This is a genomic window from Bradyrhizobium dasycarpum (assembly GCF_042019905.1).
In the GTDB taxonomy this organism is placed as follows: domain Bacteria; phylum Pseudomonadota; class Alphaproteobacteria; order Rhizobiales; family Xanthobacteraceae; genus Bradyrhizobium; species Bradyrhizobium japonicum_B.
The window spans coordinates 1396012-1418133 of the sequence record NZ_CP169574.1; the positions used below are offsets into that span (position 1 = coordinate 1396012).

Consider the following 22122-nt stretch of genomic DNA (forward strand, 5'->3'; position numbering starts at 1 on the left):
AAGACCTCAACAAGACCTCAACCTCAAATCGCCTTGGTCGTTTCAGCTGGCGTTCAGGAACGATCGGCCATAGACGCGGTTGGCACTGCCGCGCGTCGTTCGAAAAGGCCATGCCCTCATAAGGACATGAGGCCATGACAGTTGTGAAATTGCGCGGCGGAGATATGTTTCCTTTGCCGCGGACTTGGTCGGATCTCGGGGTCGGATCCGCTTCCCTGCCACCTCAGCCCCTTTTGGTTTAGCCGCGATGCGCGTTGTCGCCGCCGTTCTGTTGCTCGTGTCCGCGCTCCACGCTGGGCTATGGGGAGTCCTGCGCGACAGGGAACCTGCACCGGATTTCAAAGGCCTGGTGCCGAGCCTGTCCTATACGCCGTTCGAGCCGGGCCATGTCGTCGACCTCAATGTCGACCCCGACAAGGTTCGCGCGGACTTGAAGAAGCTCTCGACCCTCACGCGAGCGATCCGGTCCTACACCGCGACGGAAGGCAGCGAGCTGGTGCCGCCGATCGCGGCCGAGTTCGGCCTCAAGGTCACGGTCGGCGCGTGGATCGACAAGGACGAGGATCGCAACGAGCGGGAGATCAAGGCCGCCATCGAGCTCGCCCGCAAGAACAGCAACGTGATCGGCGTCGTGGTCGGCAACGAGGTGATCTACCGCGGCGAGATGAAGGTCGAGGACCTCATCAGCAAGATCAAGAAGGTCAAGAGCGCGGTCCGCGTTCCCGTGACGACGGGCGAGATCTGGAACATCTGGCGCGATTTTCCGGACCTCGCCTCCAGCGTCGACTTCATCGCCGCGCACGTGCTGCCCTATTGGGAAAACTTCCGTTCGGATCAGGCCGTCGACCAGGCCGTGGACCGCTACAACCTCCTGCGCAATCAGTTCCCGGGCAAGCGCATCGTGATCGCCGAGTTCGGCTGGCCGAGCGCAGGCTACAATTTGCGCAACGCAGACCCAGGTCCGTTCCAGCAGGCGCTGACCTTGCGCAACTTCGTCACCCGCGCCGAAGCGCTCGGCATGGACTACAACATCGTCGAAGCCATCGATCGGCCCTGGAAATTCTTCGAAGGCGGCGTCGGTCCGTATTGGGGCGTCCTCAACGCCAGCGGCGAGCCGAAATTCGCCTGGACCGGCCCGGTCGAGAACCCCGACTACTGGAAGCTGATGGGCATCGCGCTCTTGGTCGGCGTGCTGCTGTCGCTGCCGATTCTGCGGATCGAAAAGGCGACCGCCAGGCAGGCCTTCCTGCTGTCGGCGACCGCCAACGGCGTCGGCGCCTGGGCCGCGACCGTGTTCGCCTACTGGAACGGCCACTACTTCCTGTTCGGCTCGGCCTTCGCGCTGACGCTCGGCATGATCCTGCTGGTTCCTCTCGTCCTCATTGCCATGGCGCGTATCGACGAGATCGCCGCGGTCGCCTTCGGCCGGCCGCCGCAGCGGCTGATCGCCAAGGACAAGCCGATCGAGAACGTGCCCGAAGGTTATTGCCCGAAGGTCTCGATCCACATCCCCGCTTATTTCGAGCCGGTCGACATGCTCAAGCAGACGCTGGATGCGCTGTCGCGGCTGAACTATCCGAACTACGAATGCGTGGTCATCATCAACAACACGCCGGACCCTGCGTTCTGGCAGCCGATCCAGGACCATTGCCGCGCGCTCGGTGAACGCTTCAAGTTCATCAACGCCGAGAAGGTGCAGGGCTTCAAGGCCGGCGCGCTGCGCATCGCGATGGATCGCACCGCGGCGGATGCCGAGATCATCGGCATCCTCGATGCCGACTATGTCGTCGAGCCCGATTGGCTGAAGGACCTCGTGCCCGCCTTCGCCGATCCGCGCGTCGGCCTGGTGCAGGCGCCGCAGGAGCACCGCGACGGCGATCTGTCGATCATGCACTACATCATGAACGGCGAATATGCCGGCTTCTTCGACATCGGCATGGTCCAGCGCAACGAGTTCAACGCCATCATCGTGCACGGCACGATGTGCCTGATCCGCCGCGCCGCGATGGACATGGCCGGCGGCTGGTCGAGCGACACGATCTGCGAGGATAGCGATCTCGGCCTTGCGATCCAGGAGCTCGGCTGGACCACGCACTACACCAACACCCGCTATGGCGCGGGCCTCCTGCCGGACACCTACGAGGCCTTCAAGAAGCAGCGGCACCGCTGGGCCTATGGCGGCCTGCAGATCGTCAAGAAGCACTGGCGCCGCTTCCTGCCCGGCGCGAGCCGGCTGACCGCGGACCAGAAGCGCGAATACGGCCTCGGCTGGCTGAACTGGCTGGGCGCCGAAAGCCTCGGCGTCGTGGTGGCGCTGCTCAACCTCGTCTGGGTGCCGATCGTCGCCTTCGCCGACATCGCCATCCCCGACAAGATCCTGACGCTGCCGATCATCGGCGCCTTCATCGTCTCGCTGGTGCACTTCCTGTCGATGTACCGCGCCCGCGTCGCCATCAAGCCCGGCCAGATGCTGGGTGCCATGATCGCGGCGATGAGCGTGCAATGGACGGTGTCGCGCGCGGTGGCGCAGGGCCTGATCACCGAGCACATCGCCTTCGCCCGCACCTCCAAGGGCGGTCTCAGCCGCATGTCGATCGAGTTCCAGGCGTTCTGGGAAGCCGTGATCGGCGCCCTGCTGCTGATCGGCGCCGGCGTGCTGGTCGCCAGCAACAGCTTCCGCCAGATCACCGAGATCTACATCTTTGCCGGCGTCCTGGTGTTGCAGAGCCTGCCGTTCCTGGCGGCGGTGGCTATCGCCATCCTCGAGCTCAGCCGCATCAACTCGTTCCAGTTCTGGCGCGACAGCGCGATCCGCACCGCCGAGCTGATCGGGCTGCGCCCGGTCGCGCTGCCGCCGGTGGGCGCGCCGCAGGCCGTGCCGACCGAGGTGCGGCGCGAGACGAACTGACGGGCGGAGAGCTCGCCCGCGGCGCATCCTTCGAGACACCCGCCTCTGGCGGGCCCTCTAGTGAGATCGCGTCTCGGAGCGAAATATCAGACCCTCATAGTGAGGAGCCCGCCCAAGCGGGCGTCTCGAACCATGGAAGGCCCGCGCTCATCCCGCGAACTCCCGCAGTTCGGTGGACGATGATCCGCCAAACAGGTTGAGATTCCGGGCCTAAGCAGCGGAATCAGCGGACGAATCCCCGCCCCTGCCGCGTTCTCCGGCAACCACCCGCACTATTGACCTGCGCAGCCACTCCCCCTACACAGCGCGGGCCGAAAGCATGATCCGGAAACAGCCGGTTTTTCCCCGCGACGCAAATCGCGCGTAGCGGCAAGACATGCTTCTCGAATGTCCGAACACGATGGCGACCACGTCAAAGCCATCAGCGGCCATGGGAGCGCGTAGCTCAGCCGGTAGAGCACGTGACTTTTAATCACGGGGTCCTGGGTTCGAGCCCCAGCGCGCTCACCAAAAATTCGAACGCCTTCGCCCAATCTAACCAGCCACAGAGGCGTCAGAAGACGGCGGCACATCGAGCGCGGCAACGCGTGGTGCAAACACTCGATGCATGTCATTCAGCCGCTTTGCCAACCATTCAAACTGTCTTGACCAGTCGGCACGATCCTCGGGGTCCACATCGTTAAGGTAAGACGCGATCCTGCAATCGCGGCGGGAGGGGAGTTCCTCCCAGTCGAGGGCGACAGGTTTTCAGGTCGGGCAAGCCAAGGCGTAAAGTTTGTGGCTTCGCTGACCCAAATCTCCCGAAGCTCAACACGTTCAAGCCGCCCTAGTGATGGCTCCATCATGTCCCTCGCGCACCTCACTGCTCCGAGAATTGGCTCCGAACGTCCTACGCACTTGTGCAAACGGCCGCAATAGCGTCAGCATGTAGGATGGGCGGAGCCTTTGAGAAGAACCCTCTTCGCTCGCGCTACGAGCGTTCCTGCGAGACTTGACCACATGGCCGAGCATCCGCACGTCAGTGACTACGGTGTGACAGTGCGCTCGATCCCGCCCCTTTCGCCCCCAACGCCTCGCCCTTGTCATCCCTGCAGGCATCGGCAATGATCCGCATCCGTGGAGGGGCAACCACGCCCGCCTCGCTTCTTTCGGGATTTGAGGTGTGCCGTGATGAGCCGTACGACCTTGGAGGACATGGAGCGCAATCCATCTGGATGGCGCATCCAGGATGTTGAGACCATTTGCGGTCTTCACGGTGCCAAGTGCGTCCCACCGCGCGGTGGAGGCTCCCACTACAAGATTTCCAGACCCGGAAAGATCGAAATCCTGACAGTGCCTTTCAAACGGCCGATTAAGCCAATATATATCAAGAAGCTGGTAGCCTTCCTGCGAGATTGAGATCGTTATGGGCGAGCGTCCGCATTACAAGATCATCATCGAGCCGCTGTCGGAAGAAGACGGCGGCGGCTTCGTTGCGACCGTGCCCGACCTTCCCGGCTGCATGTCCGATGGTGCGACCGAATTCGAAGCCGTGCAGAATGTGCAGGATGCGATTGCCTGCTGGATCGAGGCTGCCGAGGAGGACCATCGTCCCGTCCCCATTCCCTCGCACCTCCGCCGCGCGGCGGCCAGCTAGCACGCACGATCGTCGAGCTTCGAAACCCATCATTGCTTGCGACCGGCACCATTGTGATCCGCAGTTGATCGTCAGTGCATTCCTCAGCCGCTCCTACCTCGCAAGAGAGTTCGCCAGATTCCGATAGACCCCAGTAGTCGTCCCGAGATGAACTCCCCGCAGCATCCGCCTATCGTGCCCTACTCCTCCAGGCACTTTGGCGATGGTTTGCGCAGCGAAGGACAGCCCGCCTATTCTGATCTGCTCCAAGTGCAGACGGCCGATGACGTTTCTGGCCACGCTTCCCGCCATCCTCCATCTGCCCGCGATTCACGCTTTCCAGTGCCGCCCCTGTCTGCGCGTCGACAGCATTCCGCTGGCGTAGGCGATCATGGGCCTGCCGCCGGGCCGCTGGCGCCGCCTTCGGAAACCAGCACCAAGGCCGGACGGCGCAGCAGGTGGGCAGGAACAAAGGCCCCTGCTCCAGCTTGATAATCTCGCTGGCTCGTCGGCCGAGCTGGCGGAGGCGGCCCCACTCGCCGAGGCCGCGTTTTCTGCGCATGGGTCCTCACGTCGTGGACGAAGAGCGCGACTGGAGGATGATTTTGCGGGTTCTTGTAGCCGAAGACGAAGACCTGATCCGGGATGTGGTGGTCGACATCCTGGAGACGCAAGGGCACGAGGTCATGGAAGCTGATAGCGGCGAACGTGCGCTCCAGCTCTGTGCCGAAGCCGCGCCCGATCTTTTATTCACGGACATCAAGCTGGCAGGTTCGCTGACGGGCTGGGACGTTGCCATCCAGTGCAGACAATCCAATCCGCGCATGCCGGTCATCTACGCCACCGGCTACACGCACGACGCTCCAAGACCGGTGTCAGGCAGCATCATGCTGCAGAAGCCCTTCAGGCTTGAACGTCTTTTGGAGGCGATGACCTCGCTCGCGGGCAAGTAACCCGCGGAACGATAATCTGTCGCAGCAATTTCCTTCCTCGGAGTAGGAGTTGCGTATGCGTCAATCACCCTCGATCGTCCCGCTGGATCGCCTGGACCGCGAGATCTACCTCGTCCTTGAGGACTTCGGCGCGCGTGCCGGCTGCGCCTGGCGAGAGACGGACGAGCAGGATACCGACCGCGAGACGGTGCTGCGGGACCTGCTCTCCGGCCAATACGCCTACCCGCTCAGGATCGTCACCTTCAACGCCATCGACGGCTGGTCGCGCGACGCCACCGAAGACATCGCCGACGCCCTGGCTGACCGCGCGGCCCGCGACCGGATCGACTTGTCGCCAGCACTCGAGGCTTTCGTCCGCGCCAATTCGTCACGTCCGTTCGGTCTTCAGCTGGCACTGCCTCTGCGCGGGGCCGCCTGACCTGATCCCCCGAACGAAGAGCCTTCCGCAAACCCTTGCAGGAATGCCGAATATCTCGCCGGCACGGTTCTAAGCTGGGGTGGTCGCCACCCACCCCAAAAACCCGCTGACAACCCGCCCGAAACGTGTAGGATTCGCTCCAAACCGGAGGAGCGGCATGTTTGAAATCAACGGTTTCGACACGGCGGGTATCGTCAGCCTCAAGCGGCCTTCACTCGCCGCCGCCCTCAAGAAGGCCCGGGAGCTGGTCGAGGATGGCTGCTGGGACGTTCAGGTCGTCGATCCCGCCGGCCGGGTCTACACCTCGTTCGAAGAGCAGGCCGCCTGATCCCAAGCGATCTCCCGCCGCTATCCGCCTCGGCCGACGTTCGACGCGGCATCGTGCAGCCAACGCTGGGTTGCTTCGCGGCTTAACGGTTTAGCGGCCAAGCTAAGCGCGCGCTCTTCCCATGGGACGGTCCGACCGTCGCTGAACGTGCCGCCATTGCCAGTCCACCGGTTTGGGCGCAGGCTTCTCGCCAGGCGCTCAAGACGCCGCACAGGGAGCGAGCCATGAAGGAACCGGGCCTGGACGGCCGCCATCGCGACAAGGATGGCGGGATCAGCAAGAAGCACGGCAACACGCTGGTCGGCACGTTGCGCAAGATCTACGGCAAGAGCTTTGCGGCCGGGTATCCCGATGCGACGCAGCTCAGCGAGGTCCTGGCGCAGCTGAACGAGACGTCGCTGAGCCAGCTGCGCCGCGACCACGACACCGGTCATTTGGCGCACAAGATCGATCACGCCTTGAAGTGACGGCGCCGATCCGCCGCGCCGGACCAGCGCGAACGTCGTTGTCGCCGATCGGCTCGACGCGGCTTCAGCTTTCCGGGGTTGCAGCCGGCACGCTCAGCGGCGCGCCGCCAACCGACACCGGCCCCACGGGTCCCAGCGGCACTACAGGCTTGGGCTCCCGAACCGTCCGCTTGCGCATCGCGGCCGACAATCCATAGCGCGCATGCGCTCTTCGGACGGACGAGGTGACGTCCGACATCGCCGTGCTCTGCAGCGAGTCGATCTTCGCAATCAGCGTCGACAGCTGCGACGAGATCTTCTTCACGTCGACCCGCTCGTCGGTGATGCTCTGCCGCAGCGACAGCAGCAGCATCGAATCCTGCTGCAGCAGAACCGAGTTCTGATCCGCTGCCTGGTTGTTCTGCTGCAGCAACGCGGTGTGTTGCTGCTGGGCTGCCTGAATCTCCTTCAGCGCAGCGACGACCGGATCCGGCTTTGGCGCGGACGCGTCCTGGCGCGGCAGCAGCTCAGCCAGGCTGCCGAGGTTCAGCGACGAGAAATCAGCCGGCGCCGTGTAGATGGCCGCCGCGCCGTTGATGGCCAGCGCGCATAGCGAAAAGGCCAGGATCGATTTGCGGCTCGACCGCTTGACCGGTTCCGAAGCTACGGGCGTTTCGGGTTCATGCGCTGACGCGGCGTCGGCCAGGGCGACGGCGTCGAGCTCTTCGGCGAAGCCTGCCGTTTCGAATGTCGTGGTCACGTGCATGGACCCCAATGAGCGAGCAACAGGAAGCCGCCCCTGGAAACGCCCTCACGACGCGTCCTTGTTACGCAGCACCCTTACACAACTGCCTAAAATTGTGAGCATTTCGGATTAATTCCACGTTAGCGGCGAGGCGGCTGAAGGGCCCAACGTCTCCGTTCAAGTACGGTGACCGGCGAACATCCCTGTTTTGCCCGACGCGGCAAACGCACCCTTTCCGCCGGATTCAAAATGCCTTGCGCCAGCAGCACTTAGCTACTGTGCATGGGGTTGTTTTCGCATTTTTTGCAGGCCGCCTCAGCCCTCGTCCAGCAGCTCGAGCAGCTCCTCCACCCGCTCGAACGGCGCGCCCTGCATCTTGGCGTGATAGACCACGCGGTCGCCGTCGCGCTGCAGCGACTTGCCCCGCGACTTCCGCAGGCGCCCCGGCAGGAACGTCGCGGCCGCAGCTTCCGGGCCGACGTCGAGGCGGATGATGCCTCTGCGCTTGCATTCGATCCTGAGCCTCGCCGCGGCGAAGAAGTCGCGCGCGACCTCCGGCAACGGACCAAAGCGGCGGGCGGTCTCCTCCTCGAGGTCCTCGAGATCGTCCTCATCCGTGCAACGCGCGGCGCGCGCATAGAGCTCGAGCCGCACCGGCTCGGACTGCACATAGCTCTCGGGCAGCATTTCGCCGAGCGGCAGGTTCAGGTCCGGCACCCACACCGCCTGCCCCTCGTCGAGCTTCTCCGAAGCCATCTTGAGGAGATGACTGTAGAGCACCGGCCCGAACACCTTGACGTGGCCGGATTGCTGCTCGGAGAACAGATCGCCCGCGCCTCGCAGATCGAGGTCGCGCTCGCTGATGGCAAAGCCAGCGCCGGGCCGGCTGAACTCCTCAAGCACGGCCAGGCGCTTCTCGGATTGTCCGGATTGCGTCTCGGTCAACAGATGGGCGAAGGCGCGGATGCCGCTGCGGCCGACGCGTCCGCGCAGCTGATGCAGCTGGGCGAGGCCGAACTTCTCCGGCCAGCAGACCACGATGGTGTTGGCGCGGGGGATGTCGAGCCCGCTTTCGACGATGTTGGTCGCGAGCAGCACGTCGGCCCTGCCCTCGACGAAGCTCATCATGCGGTCGTCGATCTCGTCCGCCGCCAATCGGCCGTGCAGACAGACGATGCGCAGGTCCGGCGCCACGGCTTGCACCCGCGCCAGCATCGGATCGAGATCCTGGATGCGCGGGCAGATCAGAAAACTCTGGCCGTGGCGGCGCTGCTCGCGCAAGAGCGCCGAGGCGATCGCGGCATCCGACAGCGGCGCGATCCGGGTCGCGACCGGCAGCCGGTGCACCGGGGGCGAGGCGATCACGCTGAGGTCGCGGAAGCCGGCAAGGCCGGCGGCGAGCGTGCGCGGGATCGGCGTCGCGCTCATCATCAGCACATGGACGTTCTTGGCGAGGCCGGCGAGCTTGGCCTTCTCGGCCGCGCCGAAATGCTGCTCCTCGTCGATGATGACGAGGCCGAGATCGTCGAACCTGACGTCCTTGCCGGTGAGCGCCTGCGTGCCGATCACGACCTTGATCCGGCCGCTGCGCAGGCCCTCCCTGGTCTCGCGCAGCTCGGCGCCGGAGGTCGCCCGCGACAGGTTGCCGACCTCGATGCCGAACGGGGCAAAACGCTTCTGGAAGGTCGCGACGTGCTGGCGCGCCAGCACCGTCGTCGGCACCGCGACCGCCACCTGCTTGCCCGAGAGCACCACGGCCGCCGCCGCCCGCAGCGCCACCTCGGTCTTGCCGAAGCCGACGTCGCCGCAGACCACCCGGTCCATGGGATGACCGGAGGCGAGATCATCCAGCACGTCGTGGATCGCCTTGGCCTGGTCGATCGTCGTGAAGTAGGGGAAACGCGCGACGAACTTCTCGTAGGCCGATCCCGGCGGCACCAGCTTCTCGCCGCGCCGCCGGCGGCGCTGGCTGATGTGCTTGGCGAGCGCCCTGCCGGCCGCCTGGATCTCGCGCTCCGCTTCGGTGCGCCGCGCCCACCATGTGCTGCCGTCCGCCTTGTCGAGCGAGAGCTTGCCGAGCTCGGCCGCGTAGGGCCACATCAAGGCGAGATCGGACGGCGGCACCAGCACCGCATTGTCGCCGGCGAACTTCAGGCGGATCATCTCCCGCAAGCCGCCGCCGCCGGTGTTGACGGTCTGCAGGCCGTCGAGCACGCCGAGGCCGCGCTGGAGATGGATCACCACCGTGCCCTGCTCGGGCACATCGGCATGGTCGAAGGCCGTGCTCCAGGCCCGCGCCATCGGCTGCGGATGATGCGCCCGGCTGCCGAGCACGTCGGAGGCCGTCACGACGACGAGAGGCTTCCGGCCCGGCACCACAAAGCCCGCATCGAGATCGGCCAGCAGCGCCGCCTCGCCGCTCCGCGCGCTCGCCGCCTCGTCCCAATCCTCGCAGCGCGACGCCTTGAGGCCGCTCATGCGCTCCATCACGCGCAGGTCGTCCTCCTGCGCCGCGGCGAGGATCAGGCGTGAGCCCGCCCGCCGCGTCTCCTCGACGAAAGCACGCAGCGCCTTCCTGGCGGATGTCAGCTTCGAAAACTCCGGGATGGTCTGGAAGGACGCCGCGCGCGGCAGAACCTTCATGCCCCTGGAGAGCTGCTTCCAGTCGCGCCGTCCGAGATATTCGCGCTCGCGCTCGGCGCGCGGCGCGGCCTCCTCGATCGTATCGAACCAGCCGTCGGCGTGCGCCGGGACGCCTGCGTCGGCGATCCATTTGGCGCGCCCGCAATAATCGAACAGGCTCGCGCGCTTGCTTCCTTTGCCGGCAAGGCCAAGCCGCTCCGACATGGGATCGACGAGCAGCTCCCTGGTCTCGAAGATGATCCTGTGCTCGTTCGGATCGAACGCCACGATCCGCTTGATCGCCCGATCCGAATGCTCGATCCGGAACGGGCCCAGCGCGCCGGCGGGAAAGATCTCGAAGGTCTGGCCGTGGAACAGCGCCCCGCCCGGATAATCCGGCTCGTCGTCGAGATCGTATCCGAGAGCTTCGAGACGCGTCTCGAGGCTCTCGCTCGGAGAACGGGCCGCCCACCTTCAAGCTCAGGCTGAGGCGCGCCAGGCTCGCCGGCGGCGGCAGGCGCTCCATCACCGCTTCCGCCGTCGAGACGAGAAAGAGCGGGTTCTTGGATTTCGCAAGGCGCCTCAGCACGGAGGCCCTGCGCCCCGCGAGCTCGTGCGACGGCTCGAGCTGATCGAACGGCAAGGTGTTCAAGCGCGGAAACACCAGGACCTCGCAAGCCGGGTCGAGCGCGTGAATGACGCTGCCCAGCCGCTCCGCCCTGTTCTCGTTCTCGGCGAGAAAAACGATGCCGCCGGGCCCGGACTGCTTCCATTGGGCAAGCAGGTGGAGAGCCAGCACCCCGAGCGGCGACGCCGACGAGATCGTGGCGCGCTGCACCGCCTTGCTCGCCCTTGGCGACGTCCTGTTCGGCAACGCCTTGCTTGTCGACGTCCTGCTCGGCAACGTCTTCTTCGGCGACCTCTTGGCCACCCGCGCCTTCTTGGTAAGCCTCACTTGAATCCGTTTCTGGTCGTAAACCGTCGTCAACTGAACGCCAGCCGCCCTCATTTGCGATTCGGCGACTTCGCGCCATGCATATGAGATTTGCCCCGCGAACGCACGCCTGGTGGCAACGTTCGGTACGCCGCAACGATCCCGACACAAGGGCTGGCTGGTCGACCGGTGGAGCGGAACTGGCGCGGCGCGGCATCTGCATCTGGCGATGCGACGCCGGGCGCGATTGTAACCTTTCCGCGCACGGAGAGAAACGAAAAACCCCAGCGCTTGGAGCCACGCTGGGGCGTTTCGTTCAAATGAATTGGTCAAGCAATGACCGCTTCATAGCAGCGATTTCAGCACGCGCTTGTGAACTGGTTCACATATCCTGCGGCAAAACAAACGACCTCAGCGCGAGGCTCTGAGGTCGCCAACCTTTGTGAAGAAGGTTTTCTCGCGGCCCGGGCTTTTTGGGGGCTGGGGCTGGGCCGCAAGCCAGGATTCTGACGCCTGCCACGCCAAGTCGTTCCATCACCGCCGGCGGAAAGCTTCGCCGCGGCGGCCTGAACGTTCGATCCGTTCAATCGCGCCGCAGCGGGATACCGCATTGCCGTTTGAGCACGCACGCGCCGCGCGCTAGGATGCCGCTTTTTATGGAGGCTCATTTGAAACCATTGCTTTTCATCGCCGCCGTCGCGCTGCTTGCGTCGGCCCCCGCCCACGCGCAGACGCTGGTCGATCCGAGCAAGGTCGCTCCCGAATATCGCGAGGCAACCGAGAAGCGCCGGGCCGAGCAGCTGCGCCAGCGCGAATGCGCGCTGAAGGCGGATCCTCGAGAAGGTGCTGCCCAGGGATCGCACCGCTTTCCTCACCCATTGCCTGGAGACGATGGCAGCCGGCCAATAGCGGCCGGCCGAAGCCCGCGCGCTCTCCGACATCCAGCCGCAATACCCTTCAGGCTTTCTTCAGACATTTGGGATCAGCTCAAGATCCATTTTTCAAAGTCATTGTTGTCGGCGCATGAGCTCGGTCCAGGTTCAATGCACGCGGTGCAAGAGCGTGTTTCGCGATCGCGCCGGGCGGTTGCAGGACGGCTACTCCAGGCAGTGCCCGAGTTGCGAAGTGGTGCTGTTCTTCGCCGAGGATTCCCAGCATCCCTTCATCAAGCGTGCGATGCGCGATGCGCGCAAGGTCCGCAAGGACATCAGGGAGGCAGAGGCCTTGAGGCTTGCCGCACCCGAACCGCGCGCGGAGCAATCGAGGAGATTTGCCGGACGGACGCGATCGGCCGAACGCGAGGACTAGCTCACCTCCGCTTCTGCTTCCGCGGAAACAGGCGGTCGCGGATGTAGCGCGAGGTCGCTGTCAGACGGATGCCGCGCGGCTTCTGCCAGGCGGCACGGTCGATCTCCTTCTTGTCGCCAATCGCCAGCCGGCCTTTGGCGCTCTTGGCAATGAAGATCGCGTCGCTCATCTTGCGGCCGGAACGCTTGTTCCTGGCTTTCACTTCCTTCCAGAGACTGATCCTGCCGAGCTTCAGCTTGGGCAGTTCCTCCCGGATCTCCCGCCGCAGGCAATCCTTCGCGGACTCGCGCGCCCGCTTGCGGCCGCCCGGAAACATCCACAGGCCGTCCGACCGGCGTCTGACCAACAATACCTTGCCGCGCCTCGCGGCAACGAGCTTGGAAGACTTCGCCATTGCTGCCGTCGCTGAAACAGAATCGTTTCGATCGTAACTTGTCTAGTGGAACAGACAAGTTCGCGGCATGCTTTGATGCGCCGGATCCTGGCGCGGCACCTCGGGCAGATCGCCGCGGTTGGCGCGGGATCAGTCCTTGCCCGCCCCTGCCCGGTCCTCCGTCCTGATCCAGGCCATCATCATCTCCCAGGCCACCGAGAGGATGATCGGTCCGATGAACAGGCCGACGATGCCGTGGGCGAGCGTGCCGCCGATCACGCCGACGAAGATCACGATGGTCGGCGTGGTCAGGCCGCGTCCCATGACGAGCGGCTTCAACATGGTGTCGATGAAGCCGACGACGACGAGAAACACGGTGAGCAGCAGCGCCGTGGTGACGTCCTTGGCGGTCCAGATCCAGATGATCACCGGCAGCAGCACGAGGAACGCGCCGATCTGCACGATCGAGAGCAGCAGCACGATGAAGGCCAGAAGGCCGGCGCTCGGCACGGCGGCGAGCTTGAAGCCGATGCCGGCGAGCAGCGCCTGCACGATCGCCACACCGATCACGCCCTGCGCCACGGCGCGGATGGTCGCGCCCGCCAGCGAGAGGAAATGTTCGGTCTGCTCCGGCACGATGCGAAACAGGAAGCCGCGGCCGGCCGCGACCAGCCTCGGCCCATGCGGAAACAGGAAGCCGGCCACGAACACCGAGACCAGGAACTGGAGCGTGCCGACGCCGGCATCGCCGGCAAGCGACAGCAGCGGGCCCGCCAGCGGCTGGAGATACGGCGCCACCTCGCGCACCAGCGCGCGGACATTGGTGTAGGCCTGGTCCCAGAGCTCGTAGAGCCAGGGGCCGACGAGCGGCCACGATTTGATCTGCTCGGGCGCGGCCTGAAGCGCCAGATCGCCGGTGCCGAGCTGGTGGGCCAGCTCGCGCACGCCGTCCACCGCGCTGATGCCGAGCCAGGTCGCCGGGCCGATGACGATGCCGAGCGTGATCATGGTCAGGATCGCGGCTGCGGTCTTGGGCCGGCCGCCGAGGGCTTTGGCGACCCAGCTGAAGGCCGGATAGAACGCAACCGCGAGCACGCCGCTCCAGGCCAGGATCGGCACGAACGGGCGGATGATCAGGAAGGTCCAGATGATCAGCAGGGCGAGCAGGCCGAGCCGGATCACCAGCTGGATGACATCCTCTCCCGTCAGGAGCTGACGGAGACTTTTCACGGGCACTGCTTTCCTTGCGGCATGAACGCAAACTTCCGGTGCTTGCGAGGCCCAGCCGTTATTGCCAGCAACGCATCCGGCGTCAAGGCGACGGGAACCGGCCCGCCCCGCGATTGGCACCACGCCAGGGCCGTTGCACCATGGCCCGCGACCCGCGGCCGCCTCCGACGTTGCCCGCCCTTGGCTAACGCCCGTTAACCGGATTCCCGTGCGCAGTTTTACGCCACTGCAAACGCCCGCGGCTACCGTGGATCGGGGTCACCAAGAAGCATTGCGTGCAATGGCCAACAGCATCTGGACGATCGAAGAATTCACCTGTGCGGGTTGCAGCATGAACTACACCGCGACCAGGGAGGAGCACAGCGAAGCCCACGCCGGCCACTTCAAATGCAGCATCTGCAGCGGCGTTGTGCACGCCTGGTCCGGCAAGCATCATTTCTTCGGCTGGCAAGCCGTGAAGACGCGGCCACCGGTGTTCGGAAAGCGCTGGGCGGACGTGGAATGGTAGGCCGCCCACCCGGGCAACTCTGACGACGCCGCAGGGGCGCCCGAAACGGACCGGCGGATCGGCCGAATTGCAGCGCCGCCATTTGGACTCCGTTCACCGATCGCCGCTAGATCAGAACGGACCCTTGGCGCCGAACCAGCAATCATGGCCGACCTCAACGCCGTCCTGACCAGGCTCAACGACCGCCTGCTCCGCCTCGAAGGCGAGCTGTTCGTGCTGCGCTCGCTGGCGCGCGCGACGCTGACGGCGGGCGATGACCATGCGGCGCGCATGCGCAAGCTGGTCGAGGCCGCAAAGGTCGCGCTCGACGACGAGGCCAGGCGCCCGCTCGACAAGCCGACACGCAAATATGTCGACGCGGCAACCGCGCTGGTGGAGGAATTGCTGGTCGAGCCGACCCCGGCGCGGCCGCTGTTCACAGTGATCGATGGCGGCCGGCGCGATTGAACGACAAGCGCATTGACGGACGATCAGACGGCGCCGCGGCGTCCGTAGCCTTGCCGCGCAGACCCCGCTAGATCGCCGTGGAATTATCTGCCTTGAGCCGGCTGAGGCCCGCCTCGATGATCGCGATCTCCTCGTCGATCTGGCCGATCGGCAGGCTGAAATCATAACCGGACCTGCTCTTCAGCTCGACCGCGAGCCGCTGCCTGTGCATCATCAGCTCGTCGAGCCCACGGCGGTTCTTCAGCCGCACATAGCTGTCGACAATCTGCTCAATTGCGCGCGGCATGAGATTTGTCCCGGCGAAAAGGCCAGCGCGGCGCACCCACGCCGGCGGGACATTTTCGGTGTCGCGGTACGCAATACAAATCCGCGACGGATTCGTCGATACACCGGGCTGGTTGAGATCGCGTTACCATTCGGTGCTTTCATGATACGCGACATTGAAAAGGCCGCTGGCGATTGCGCCAGCGGCCCAGGCCGGGTTAAAAACGGATGCGGGTTGAAATGTCGCCAGCCCCGGTCGACGCGTTCTATCAGCCTGCCCGGCGTCGCTCTGTTAAAAACGAAACACAGGAACCGACTTGTCGGACGCTTGCCGTCCTGCCGTGGCCGCGCGGCAACGCTCATGGTTCGCGGGATGGGTTCGCGGGATGGGTTCGCGGAAGCCATTGCGCGGCAGTCTGCGCCCGCCTGGGAGGCACCGGAACGGCCGGCTGCGCCTTCATGGCCTCCAGCCGCGTCCCCGGCGTATTGTTGATAACCCACGGAAGCGCTGTGCGGGTGGTGACAGGGCGTCCGGACGTGTTATCGGGTGATGACGCAGTTGCGAGACCGGATCGGAGACCCATGCGCATTACCCTCGTCGGCTCCCGCCATTTCGGCGTGACCACCCTGAACATGCTCCGGGAGCACGGCGTTTCGATCGTGCGGGTCGTGGTGGCCGACGCCGAGGACCGCCTCGCCGCGGCCGCCAAGGCGGCCGGAATCGAGGTCGTGGTGCAGGCCAACCCGAAGCTGGTCGTAGGCTCCGAGATCGCCCCCGATACGGACCTGATCATCACAGCGCACAGCCACGCCCGGATCGGCAAGGACGCGCTCGCCGCGGCCAAGCTCGGCGGGATCGGCTATCACCCCTCGCTGCTGCCGCGTCATCGCGGCAAGGCCGCCGTGGAATGGACCATCAAGGAAGGCGATCCGATCGCCGGCGGCACCATCTATCACCTCGCCGACCGCATGGACGCCGGCGCAATCGCCGCCCAGGACTGGTGCTTCGTCAAGAAGGGCGAGACGGCGCGAGAACTCTGGGAGCGCGCGCTGGCCCCCCTCGGCCTCAAGCTCCTGGCCGACGTGATCGACTACGCCAAGGTCCACAAGGCGCTGCCCGCCAAGACTCAGGACGAGCAGTTCGCGACCTCCGCGCCAAGCCTTTCGTGAAGCCCATCCAGGGGCTCGCTCCCGACGTTTACCCTTAACGTGAAGTCGCGTTGATTCCGCTTGGAAAATCGCAGCCAGAAACGCAAATAAACCATTGTTCCCACAGGAACAATTTTCGATTTGGCATCGCAACAAATTTCCGTCACATTTGGTCCAGATAAGCGACAGCATATCAGACACATTGAAGGACGGATTTATGCGTTTTGCTCGCATTGCGGTGTTCTGTGCCGCCTCAGTTTTCACCGGCACCCTCGCCGCTTCCGCCTTTGCCCAGACGCCCTATGACGGCAACTGGCAGGTCACGATCGTAACCAAGAGCGGCTCATGCGAACCCACCGCGAGTTCCATGCTGACGGTTGCCGACGGCAAGATCACTGCGCCCGGCGCTAACGTTTCCGGCACCATCGGCAGCGGGGGTCTTGTGAAAGTTTCGATCAATGGTGCATATGCCAACGGTCAACTCAACGGCAACGCCGGATCGGGGAAGTGGAATGGAGCATCTGCAGGCATACCGTGCAGCGGGCGATGGGAAGCATCGCGCCAATAAACCAATCGAGGCTCGCGCCCGGAGCCGGCGGCTGCTGATCGCGGCCGCCGTTTTGTTTGCGGCAGGGATCGCCGGCACTGAAAGCAAGGCCCAGTCGAGCCCGTTCGCCCCCCTCGCGGGCAGCTGGAGTGGCGCGGGAACGGTAGCCCTGGACGACGGCTCGACCGAACGGATCCGCTGCCGGGCCAAGTACGCCCCGATCGGCCCCACCATGGAGCTGACCCTGACCTGCGCCAGCGACGCCTACAAGTTCAACTTCACGGCCAACGTCAAGGCCGAGGGCAGCGCCATCAGCGGGAGCTGGTCCGAAATCAGCCGCAACATCTCTGGATCGCTCCAGGGGCGTGGCGCCGGCGGCAATTACGAGCTGGTTGCCTCTGCCGCTGGCTTCAATGCCAACATCTCGCTGAAGACGAGCGGCCACAGGCAGAGCGTCGCGATCCGCGCGGACAGCCAGTTCCGCGGGGCAAACATCTCGCTGTCGAAGTAAGCCAGCGGTCGAGCTGACGATCGATCCGGCGGCTCCGCCGGATCTTTTTTATGCAGCCGGGACGAACGCCGTGACCTCGATCTCGACCTTGGCCCGCTCGTCCACGAGGCCGCCGATATAGAGCAGCGTCGAAGGCGGGAAATTGCGTCCGAGCGTTTCCTTCCAGGCCGCACCAATGCCGGCACCGGCCGCTTCATATTCGCTGCGGCTGGTCAGGTACCAGGTCAGGCGGACGATGTGCTCCGGACCCGCGCCGGCCTCGCCCAGCAGCTTGATGATCCGCTTCAGCGCCATTTCGACCTGAGCCGCCAGGTCGGGCGCATAATTGCCGGCCTCGTCGCCGCCGGTCTGGCCGGCCAGGACCACCCAGCGCCCCGGTCCCTCGACCGCGACGCCATGGGAAAAGCCACGCGGTTTCTTCCATTCGGCCGGCTGCAGGATCTGCATGAGCGAAGCTCCCCCGATTCTTTTTGTTCGATGATGCCTAAAGCGCGATGCGATGAGCATGAATCGCTATCGCGCCTTAGCTTGCCGTTTAAGCATGATCTTTTCGGAAAACCGCTGCGCACTTTTCCGGATCATGCTTTAGCACGGCCCGCTGCATCGCTGCATCCGCAGATTTGGCCGTTGCAAACGGCGGCGATGTCGCCGATACCGGCCGTCCCTTCACATTCCATCCTCCCGCAATCACCGCCGATGAGCGCGACACCGTCCAAAACGATGGCTGCACTGTGGATGGCCGGCTGGCTGTCGCTGATGCTGGTGATGGCGGTTGCCGGGCGCGAGACAACGCGCGAGTTGAACGTCTTCCAGATCATGGAAGTGCGCTCGGTGATCGGGTTTGCGCTCCTCCTGCCCATCATCTACCGCGCCGGCGGCTTCAAGGCGGTCGCGACCAAGCGCCTGCCCCAGCATCTCGCTCGCAACGTGGTGCACTATTTTGCCCAGCTCGGCTGGTTCTACGCATTGACGCTGATCGGAATCGGGCAGGTCGTCGCGATCGAATTCACCATGCCGATCTGGACCGCGGTGCTGGCCGCGACGTTCCTGTCCGAGCGCATGACGCTCTGGAAGATCGCCGCCGTCGTGCTCGGCATCGTCGGCGTCGTCATGATCGTGCGGCCCGCCACCAGCGAGATCAATCCCGGCCAGTTGATCGCGCTCGGCGCTGCGATCGGCTTCAGCATTTCCATGATCCTGGCGAAGTCGCTGACCCGGACCGAGAGCGCATTGTCGATCCTGTTCTGGATGATCGTGGTGCAGGCCGTCGTGGGCTTGCTGCCGACGCTCGCTGTGTGGATCTGGCCCTCGCCTCGTCTATGGGGCTGGCTGTTCGTCATTGGGGTTTGCGGCACCTTCTCCCATTATTGTCTCGCCAGTGCGCTCCGGTACGCGGATGCGACGATCGTGGTGCCCATGGACTTCCTGCGGGTTCCGCTGACTGCGGCAGCCGGCTGGCTGCTCTATTCCGAGCGGCTCGATGGCTGGACCGTGCTCGGCGCGGCGCTGATCCTGTGCGGCAATCTCCTGAATTTGAAGCCGGTGCCGCCGGTTCCCGTCCGCACCCAGTGAACCTTGCGCCGCCTTGCGCGACAAAACAAAGTGGCCGTGTGATTTAGATCACGTTGGAGCGGCGCTCCACCGTGCACATTCGGCCACACAGCAGCGGGTTGATGCGGACGTCCTGCCGTTTTGGTGGCGCGAGGTCGGGCACTTCGTGTAGGTTCGTTGCCAATTTGCTGCTGCCTGCAATTCGATTCTGGGGATTTCAGAATGCGCTATCTCACCCTCCTCGCCTCGCTGATGTGCATGGCGCTGTCGGTCAGTGCCGCGAAGGCCGATCGCCGCGTCGCCTTTGTCGTGGGCAACGGCTCCTACAAGAACGTCGCGCAATTGCCGAACCCGCCGATCGACGCCAAGGCGATGGCATCGACGCTGCGCAATGTCGGCTTCGAGGTGATCGAAGGCTCCAATCTCAGCCGCGACCAGATGACCGAAAAGCTGCTCGACTTCGGGCGCAAGGCGCAAGGCTCCGACATCGCGCTGTTCTATTATGCCGGCCACGGCATCGCCGTGAGCGGCACCAACTACCTGCTGCCCGTCGACGCCGACATCAAGTCGGAGATGGACGTCAAGCTGGGCGCGGCCATCAACATCGACCTGACGCTCGAGCAGACCATGGGCGATGCCAAGGTCAAGCTCGTGTTCCTCGATGCCTGCCGCGACAATCCGTTCGCCGCCAAGATCAAGTCGAACGCCGCGACCCGCAGCGTCAACGTGCAGAGCGGTCTTGCCGAGATGAAATCCGGTGAAGGCACCCTGATCGCATTCGCAACCGGCCCCGGCCAAACCGCGCTCGACGGTCAGGAGGGCAACAACAGCCCGTTCACGCGCGCGCTGATCGACAACATCACCAAGCCCGGCGTCGAGATCCAGCAGGCGATGACGTCGGTGCGCGCCCAGGTCAATGAAGAGACCCGCAAGGGCCAGCTGCCCTGGGGCCACACCAACCTGACCGGCTCCGTCTATCTCAACCAGGCCCCCACCACGCAGGTCGCCAACGCCGCCCCGACCGCTTCGGGCATCGTGCCGGCTGCGAGCGCCGGGTCGGACGGCGTCGAGCTCGAATATTGGCGTTCGGTGAAGGAATCCAACAAGCCGGAAGAGCTCAACGCCTATCTCACCGCCTATCCGAACGGTCAGTTCAAGGCGCTGGCGCTGGCACGCCTCGCTGCCATCAAGAGCGGTCCCTCGACCGCGACCCGCGCCCTCAACGCCGGCATCGATCCCGCAACCTTCACCGACGAGTCCACCCAAGTCACCGAGGACCAGATCGGCCTCGACAAGACCAAGCGCCGTGACGTGCAGCGTCGCCTGACGGCGCTAGGCTTCGATACCAAGCAGAGCGGCACGTTCGACGAGGAGACGCGATCCGTGCTCAAGCGCTGGCAGACGGCGCGCGGCTATCCCTCGTCAGGCTATCTCAACAAGCTTCAGCACAAGGCTCTGCTCTCGGAGATCGTGGCTGCCCCGGCGACCGCGAGCGACACCAGCCAGAAGCCGGCCCGGCGCGCCGCCAGCGCCCCGGCTCAGGGCAGCGCGCCGGCACCGGCCCCTCAGCGCAGCAGCCCCGGCGATGCCGCCGGTGCGGCCTTCGTCGGCGGTGTCGTCGGCGGCATGATGGGCGGCATGTTCCGCCGCTGAGGCGAGGCGGAATTGTAAACACGAAAGCCCGGCTCACGCCGGGCTTTTTTCGTCTGTAATCCTCATGGTGAGGAGACGCGAAGCGCCGTCTCGAACCATGCAGGCCCGGCTCCTTGCAGCGGGGCCTTCCATCCTTCGAGACGCTTGCTGCGCAAGCTCCTCAGGATGAGGAGCCCCACTGTGCGTGACGAGACTGCCCTACTTCCCCGCCGCCTTCCGCAGCGCCTCGTTGATGCGATCCTGCCAGCCGGGGCCGCCCTCCTGGAAGAATTCCAGCACGTCCTGATCGATGCGCAGCGTGACCTGCTCCTTGATGCCGGGAACAGCCGTCTGTCTGGGCGGCGCCGCGGCGACCTTGGCCGTCACCTTCTTGAACGCGGCCTCTGCTTCCGTCCTGGCATCGCCCAGGGTGCGCGGCCGCCTCGGTGGTTGCTCCGCCATGTCCTAGATTCCTTCAAACAAGGCCGTCGAAAGATACCGCTCGGAGAAGGACGGCACGATCGCCAGGATGGTCTTTCCGGCAGCGTCCGGCCGCTTGCCGATCTGCAGCGCGGCCGCAATCGCAGCTCCCGAGGAGATGCCGCCGGGAATGCCCTCGTGCCGCGCCAGCGCGCGCGAGGTCTCGATCGCGGTCGTCGAGTTGATCTTCACGATCTCGTCGATCACGGAACGATCGAGGATGTCGGGGACGAAACCGGCACCGATGCCCTGGATCTTGTGCGGGGTATGCTGTCCGCCCGACAGCACCGGGCTCTCCTCCGGCTCGACCGCGACCACGCGAAGCGAGGCCTTGCGCGGCTTGAGCACCTGGCCGACGCCGGTGATGGTGCCGCCGGTGCCGACGCCGGCGACGAAGTAGTCGACGTTGCCGGCGGTGTCGTTCCAGATCTCCTCGGCGGTGGTGCGGCGGTGCACCTCGGGATTGGCGAGGTTCTTGAACTGCTGCGGCATCACCGCGTTCGGCGTCGTCTTCACCAGCTCCTCGGCGGCGGCGATCGCGCCCTTCATGCCTTGCGCCGCCGGCGTCAGCACCAGCTCGGCGCCGAGGAAAGCCAGCATCTTGCGCCGCTCGATCGACATCGATTCCGGCATCACCAGCTTGAGGCGGTAGCCGCGAGATGCCGCCACGAAGGCGAGCGCGATGCCGGTATTGCCGGAGGTCGGCTCGATCAGCACGGTGTCGGGCTTGACGATGCCGGCCTTCTCCATCGCGATGATCATGGCGGCGCCGATGCGGTCCTTCACGCTTGCGGCAGGATTGAAATATTCAAGTTTTGCCAAAATGGTCGCATTCACGCCGTGCATGCCGGGCAGCCGGCGCAAGCGCACGATCGGCGTATTGCCGAAGGCCTCGACGATCGAGTCGTAGATCCGGCCGCGGCCGGCTTGGTGCGCTGCACCCGTGTTGGACGATGCGTCCATGATGAACTCCCTGTGGCAAAATCTGCACATCTATCGCGGCATTGCGCAGTTACAGACAGCTTGCGGCGGCACGCAAGCGACAATGCGGCACATGTTAAATACGCTGCATCGCAAAATCGCGTGAGCGGCGACGATCAGAAATTCAACGCATTTGTGTTGCGACCTCGTCAACCGATTCTGCTTATGTTAG

The 22122-nt window shown here is 64.8% G+C and carries 23 protein-coding genes, 1 tRNA gene and 2 pseudogenes; 17 read left to right on the plus strand and 9 right to left on the minus strand.

Translation table 11 applies throughout. The features are described from left to right. Positions 1-247: 247 nt before the first annotated feature. Complete coding sequence (locus tag ACETMP_RS07090) at positions 248-2908, plus strand: glycosyltransferase (protein ID WP_375160408.1); 2661 nt, start codon at positions 248-250, stop codon at positions 2906-2908. A 434-nt stretch (positions 2909-3342) separates the two neighbouring features. Next, positions 3343-3418, plus strand: a tRNA-Lys gene (locus ACETMP_RS07095). Positions 3419-3442: 24 nt separating this feature from the next. Here ACETMP_RS07095 and ACETMP_RS07100 read toward each other — a convergent pair. Continuing rightward, a pseudogene (locus tag ACETMP_RS07100) lies at positions 3443-3634 on the minus strand (DUF4268 domain-containing protein); the annotation flags it as partial. 679 nt (positions 3635-4313) lie between these two features. On the opposite strand from ACETMP_RS07100, the gene ACETMP_RS07105 reads away from it, so the two are divergent. The 5 genes from ACETMP_RS07105 to ACETMP_RS07125 all read left to right on the plus strand — a co-directional run bounded on the left by ACETMP_RS07105 (position 4314) and on the right by ACETMP_RS07125 (position 6689). Next, entirely contained in the window at positions 4314-4544 is a 231-nt protein-coding gene (locus ACETMP_RS07105) for a type II toxin-antitoxin system HicB family antitoxin (RefSeq protein ID WP_028136309.1), read from the plus strand. A gap of 554 nt (positions 4545-5098) precedes the next feature. Beyond that, the gene (locus tag ACETMP_RS07110; RefSeq protein WP_196236022.1) at positions 5099-5476 is read left to right on the plus strand and encodes a response regulator; all 378 of its coding nucleotides are present in this window, start codon (positions 5099-5101) and stop codon (positions 5474-5476) included. Positions 5477-5531: 55 nt separating this feature from the next. After that, complete coding sequence (locus tag ACETMP_RS07115) at positions 5532-5894, plus strand: hypothetical protein (RefSeq protein WP_375160409.1); 363 nt, start codon at positions 5532-5534, stop codon at positions 5892-5894. Positions 5895-6051: 157 nt separating this feature from the next. Beyond that, positions 6052-6222, plus strand: coding sequence for a hypothetical protein (locus ACETMP_RS07120; RefSeq protein ID WP_194408051.1), 171 nt, complete (start codon positions 6052-6054; stop codon positions 6220-6222). 224 nt (positions 6223-6446) lie between these two features. Further along, positions 6447-6689: a hypothetical protein gene (locus ACETMP_RS07125; protein ID WP_028136306.1), complete on the plus strand. Its 243-nt coding sequence runs from the start codon at positions 6447-6449 to the stop codon at positions 6687-6689. Between the two features lie 64 nt (positions 6690-6753). Here the strand turns inward: ACETMP_RS07125 and ACETMP_RS07130 are convergent, their stop codons facing one another. Both ACETMP_RS07130 and ACETMP_RS07135 read right to left on the minus strand, forming a co-directional pair. Beyond that, the gene (locus ACETMP_RS07130) at positions 6754-7434 is read right to left on the minus strand and encodes a hypothetical protein (RefSeq protein WP_375160410.1); all 681 of its coding nucleotides are present in this window, start codon (positions 7432-7434) and stop codon (positions 6754-6756) included. A gap of 294 nt (positions 7435-7728) precedes the next feature. Beyond that, positions 7729-10834: pseudogene (locus ACETMP_RS07135) on the minus strand (DEAD/DEAH box helicase). Here ACETMP_RS07135 and ACETMP_RS07140 point away from each other — a divergent pair. After that, positions 10731-10994, plus strand: a complete 264-nt coding sequence (locus tag ACETMP_RS07140) for a hypothetical protein (protein WP_375162069.1) — start codon at positions 10731-10733, stop codon at positions 10992-10994. The pseudogene ACETMP_RS07135 and the gene ACETMP_RS07140 overlap by 104 nt on opposite strands. A 1037-nt stretch (positions 10995-12031) precedes the next feature. Next, positions 12032-12277 (plus strand): hypothetical protein, encoded by a 246-nt coding sequence (locus ACETMP_RS07145; protein WP_375160411.1) that lies wholly within the window; start codon positions 12032-12034, stop codon positions 12275-12277. A 1-nt stretch (position 12278) separates the two neighbouring features. On the opposite strand, the gene ACETMP_RS07150 is transcribed toward ACETMP_RS07145, so the two are convergent. After that, positions 12279-12671 (minus strand): NUDIX hydrolase, encoded by a 393-nt coding sequence (locus ACETMP_RS07150; RefSeq protein ID WP_375160412.1) that lies wholly within the window; start codon positions 12669-12671, stop codon positions 12279-12281. A 129-nt stretch (positions 12672-12800) separates the two neighbouring features. Next, positions 12801-13886 carry an AI-2E family transporter gene (locus tag ACETMP_RS07155; protein ID WP_375160413.1) on the minus strand — a complete coding sequence of 362 codons (1086 nt, stop codon included), beginning with the start codon at positions 13884-13886 and terminating at the stop codon, positions 12801-12803. A gap of 274 nt (positions 13887-14160) precedes the next feature. On the opposite strand from ACETMP_RS07155, the gene ACETMP_RS07160 reads away from it, so the two are divergent. Both ACETMP_RS07160 and ACETMP_RS07165 read left to right on the plus strand, forming a co-directional pair. Continuing rightward, a complete protein-coding gene (locus ACETMP_RS07160) occupies positions 14161-14388 on the plus strand; it encodes a hypothetical protein (protein ID WP_375160414.1) in 228 nt (75 codons plus the stop codon). A 144-nt stretch (positions 14389-14532) separates the two neighbouring features. Next, positions 14533-14835: a hypothetical protein gene (locus ACETMP_RS07165; protein WP_028136298.1), complete on the plus strand. Its 303-nt coding sequence runs from the start codon at positions 14533-14535 to the stop codon at positions 14833-14835. Positions 14836-14902: 67 nt separating this feature from the next. On the opposite strand, the gene ACETMP_RS07170 is transcribed toward ACETMP_RS07165, so the two are convergent. Then, positions 14903-15121: a hypothetical protein gene (locus tag ACETMP_RS07170; protein WP_028136297.1), complete on the minus strand. Its 219-nt coding sequence runs from the start codon at positions 15119-15121 to the stop codon at positions 14903-14905. A gap of 560 nt (positions 15122-15681) precedes the next feature. Here ACETMP_RS07170 and ACETMP_RS07175 point away from each other — a divergent pair. From ACETMP_RS07175 to ACETMP_RS07185, 3 genes are all read left to right on the plus strand, one after another. Continuing rightward, positions 15682-16269 carry a formyltransferase family protein gene (locus ACETMP_RS07175; protein WP_375160415.1) on the plus strand — a complete coding sequence of 196 codons (588 nt, stop codon included), beginning with the start codon at positions 15682-15684 and terminating at the stop codon, positions 16267-16269. A 196-nt stretch (positions 16270-16465) separates the two neighbouring features. Then, a complete protein-coding gene (locus tag ACETMP_RS07180; protein ID WP_100174819.1) occupies positions 16466-16816 on the plus strand; it encodes a hypothetical protein in 351 nt (116 codons plus the stop codon). Then, entirely contained in the window at positions 16761-17306 is a 546-nt protein-coding gene (locus ACETMP_RS07185; RefSeq protein ID WP_375160416.1) for a hypothetical protein, read from the plus strand. The genes ACETMP_RS07180 and ACETMP_RS07185 overlap by 56 nt, the downstream gene beginning before the upstream one ends. A 48-nt stretch (positions 17307-17354) precedes the next feature. Here ACETMP_RS07185 and ACETMP_RS07190 read toward each other — a convergent pair whose 3' ends face one another. Further along, positions 17355-17753, minus strand: a complete 399-nt coding sequence (locus ACETMP_RS07190; RefSeq protein ID WP_375160417.1) for a RidA family protein — start codon at positions 17751-17753, stop codon at positions 17355-17357. Between the two features lie 249 nt (positions 17754-18002). On the opposite strand from ACETMP_RS07190, the gene ACETMP_RS07195 reads away from it, so the two are divergent. Together ACETMP_RS07195 and ACETMP_RS07200 are read left to right on the plus strand one after the other, a co-directional pair. Continuing rightward, positions 18003-18878, plus strand: a complete 876-nt coding sequence (locus ACETMP_RS07195) for a DMT family transporter (RefSeq protein WP_375160418.1) — start codon at positions 18003-18005, stop codon at positions 18876-18878. A gap of 201 nt (positions 18879-19079) precedes the next feature. Beyond that, positions 19080-20510: a caspase family protein gene (locus ACETMP_RS07200; protein WP_375160419.1), complete on the plus strand. Its 1431-nt coding sequence runs from the start codon at positions 19080-19082 to the stop codon at positions 20508-20510. 198 nt (positions 20511-20708) lie between these two features. Here ACETMP_RS07200 and ACETMP_RS07205 read toward each other — a convergent pair whose 3' ends face one another. Both ACETMP_RS07205 and cysK read right to left on the minus strand, forming a co-directional pair. Then, positions 20709-20951, minus strand: a complete 243-nt coding sequence (locus ACETMP_RS07205; protein WP_257194838.1) for a BrnA antitoxin family protein — start codon at positions 20949-20951, stop codon at positions 20709-20711. Between the two features lie 3 nt (positions 20952-20954). Then, positions 20955-21932: a cysteine synthase A gene (gene cysK, locus ACETMP_RS07210; RefSeq protein ID WP_375160420.1), complete on the minus strand. Its 978-nt coding sequence runs from the start codon at positions 21930-21932 to the stop codon at positions 20955-20957. Here cysK and ACETMP_RS07215 point away from each other — a divergent pair. After that, complete coding sequence (locus ACETMP_RS07215; RefSeq protein WP_375160421.1) at positions 21931-22056, plus strand: hypothetical protein; 126 nt, start codon at positions 21931-21933, stop codon at positions 22054-22056. The genes cysK and ACETMP_RS07215 overlap by 2 nt on opposite strands. Positions 22057-22122: the final 66 nt, after the last annotated feature.

What these genes read in the sequence shown, in the direction of transcription:
- ACETMP_RS07125 (WP_028136306.1), top strand. Translation starts at nt 6,447, where the DNA reads ATGAAGGAACCGGGCCTGGACGGCCGCCATCGCGACAAGGATGGCGGG.
- ACETMP_RS07185 (WP_375160416.1), top strand. Translation starts at nt 16,761, where the DNA reads ATGGAGCATCTGCAGGCATACCGTGCAGCGGGCGATGGGAAGCATCGC.
- ACETMP_RS07115 (WP_375160409.1), top strand. Translation starts at nt 5,532, where the DNA reads ATGCGTCAATCACCCTCGATCGTCCCGCTGGATCGCCTGGACCGCGAG.
- ACETMP_RS07120 (WP_194408051.1), top strand. Translation starts at nt 6,052, where the DNA reads ATGTTTGAAATCAACGGTTTCGACACGGCGGGTATCGTCAGCCTCAAG.
- ACETMP_RS07215 (WP_375160421.1), top strand. Translation starts at nt 21,931, where the DNA reads ATGATGAACTCCCTGTGGCAAAATCTGCACATCTATCGCGGCATTGCG.
- ACETMP_RS07190 (WP_375160417.1), bottom strand. Translation starts at nt 17,753, where the DNA reads ATGCAGATCCTGCAGCCGGCCGAATGGAAGAAACCGCGTGGCTTTTCC.
- ACETMP_RS07205 (WP_257194838.1), bottom strand. Translation starts at nt 20,951, where the DNA reads ATGGCGGAGCAACCACCGAGGCGGCCGCGCACCCTGGGCGATGCCAGG.
- ACETMP_RS07170 (WP_028136297.1), bottom strand. Translation starts at nt 15,121, where the DNA reads ATGCCGCGCGCAATTGAGCAGATTGTCGACAGCTATGTGCGGCTGAAG.
- ACETMP_RS07165 (WP_028136298.1), top strand. Translation starts at nt 14,533, where the DNA reads ATGGCCGACCTCAACGCCGTCCTGACCAGGCTCAACGACCGCCTGCTC.
- ACETMP_RS07090 (WP_375160408.1), top strand. Translation starts at nt 248, where the DNA reads ATGCGCGTTGTCGCCGCCGTTCTGTTGCTCGTGTCCGCGCTCCACGCT.
- ACETMP_RS07180 (WP_100174819.1), top strand. Translation starts at nt 16,466, where the DNA reads ATGCGTTTTGCTCGCATTGCGGTGTTCTGTGCCGCCTCAGTTTTCACC.
- cysK (WP_375160420.1), bottom strand. Translation starts at nt 21,932, where the DNA reads ATGGACGCATCGTCCAACACGGGTGCAGCGCACCAAGCCGGCCGCGGC.
- ACETMP_RS07200 (WP_375160419.1), top strand. Translation starts at nt 19,080, where the DNA reads ATGCGCTATCTCACCCTCCTCGCCTCGCTGATGTGCATGGCGCTGTCG.
- ACETMP_RS07160 (WP_375160414.1), top strand. Translation starts at nt 14,161, where the DNA reads ATGGCCAACAGCATCTGGACGATCGAAGAATTCACCTGTGCGGGTTGC.
- ACETMP_RS07105 (WP_028136309.1), top strand. Translation starts at nt 4,314, where the DNA reads ATGGGCGAGCGTCCGCATTACAAGATCATCATCGAGCCGCTGTCGGAA.
- ACETMP_RS07150 (WP_375160412.1), bottom strand. Translation starts at nt 12,671, where the DNA reads ATGGCGAAGTCTTCCAAGCTCGTTGCCGCGAGGCGCGGCAAGGTATTG.
- ACETMP_RS07175 (WP_375160415.1), top strand. Translation starts at nt 15,682, where the DNA reads ATGCGCATTACCCTCGTCGGCTCCCGCCATTTCGGCGTGACCACCCTG.
- ACETMP_RS07130 (WP_375160410.1), bottom strand. Translation starts at nt 7,434, where the DNA reads ATGCACGTGACCACGACATTCGAAACGGCAGGCTTCGCCGAAGAGCTC.
- ACETMP_RS07195 (WP_375160418.1), top strand. Translation starts at nt 18,003, where the DNA reads ATGAGCGCGACACCGTCCAAAACGATGGCTGCACTGTGGATGGCCGGC.
- ACETMP_RS07140 (WP_375162069.1), top strand. Translation starts at nt 10,731, where the DNA reads ATGACGCTGCCCAGCCGCTCCGCCCTGTTCTCGTTCTCGGCGAGAAAA.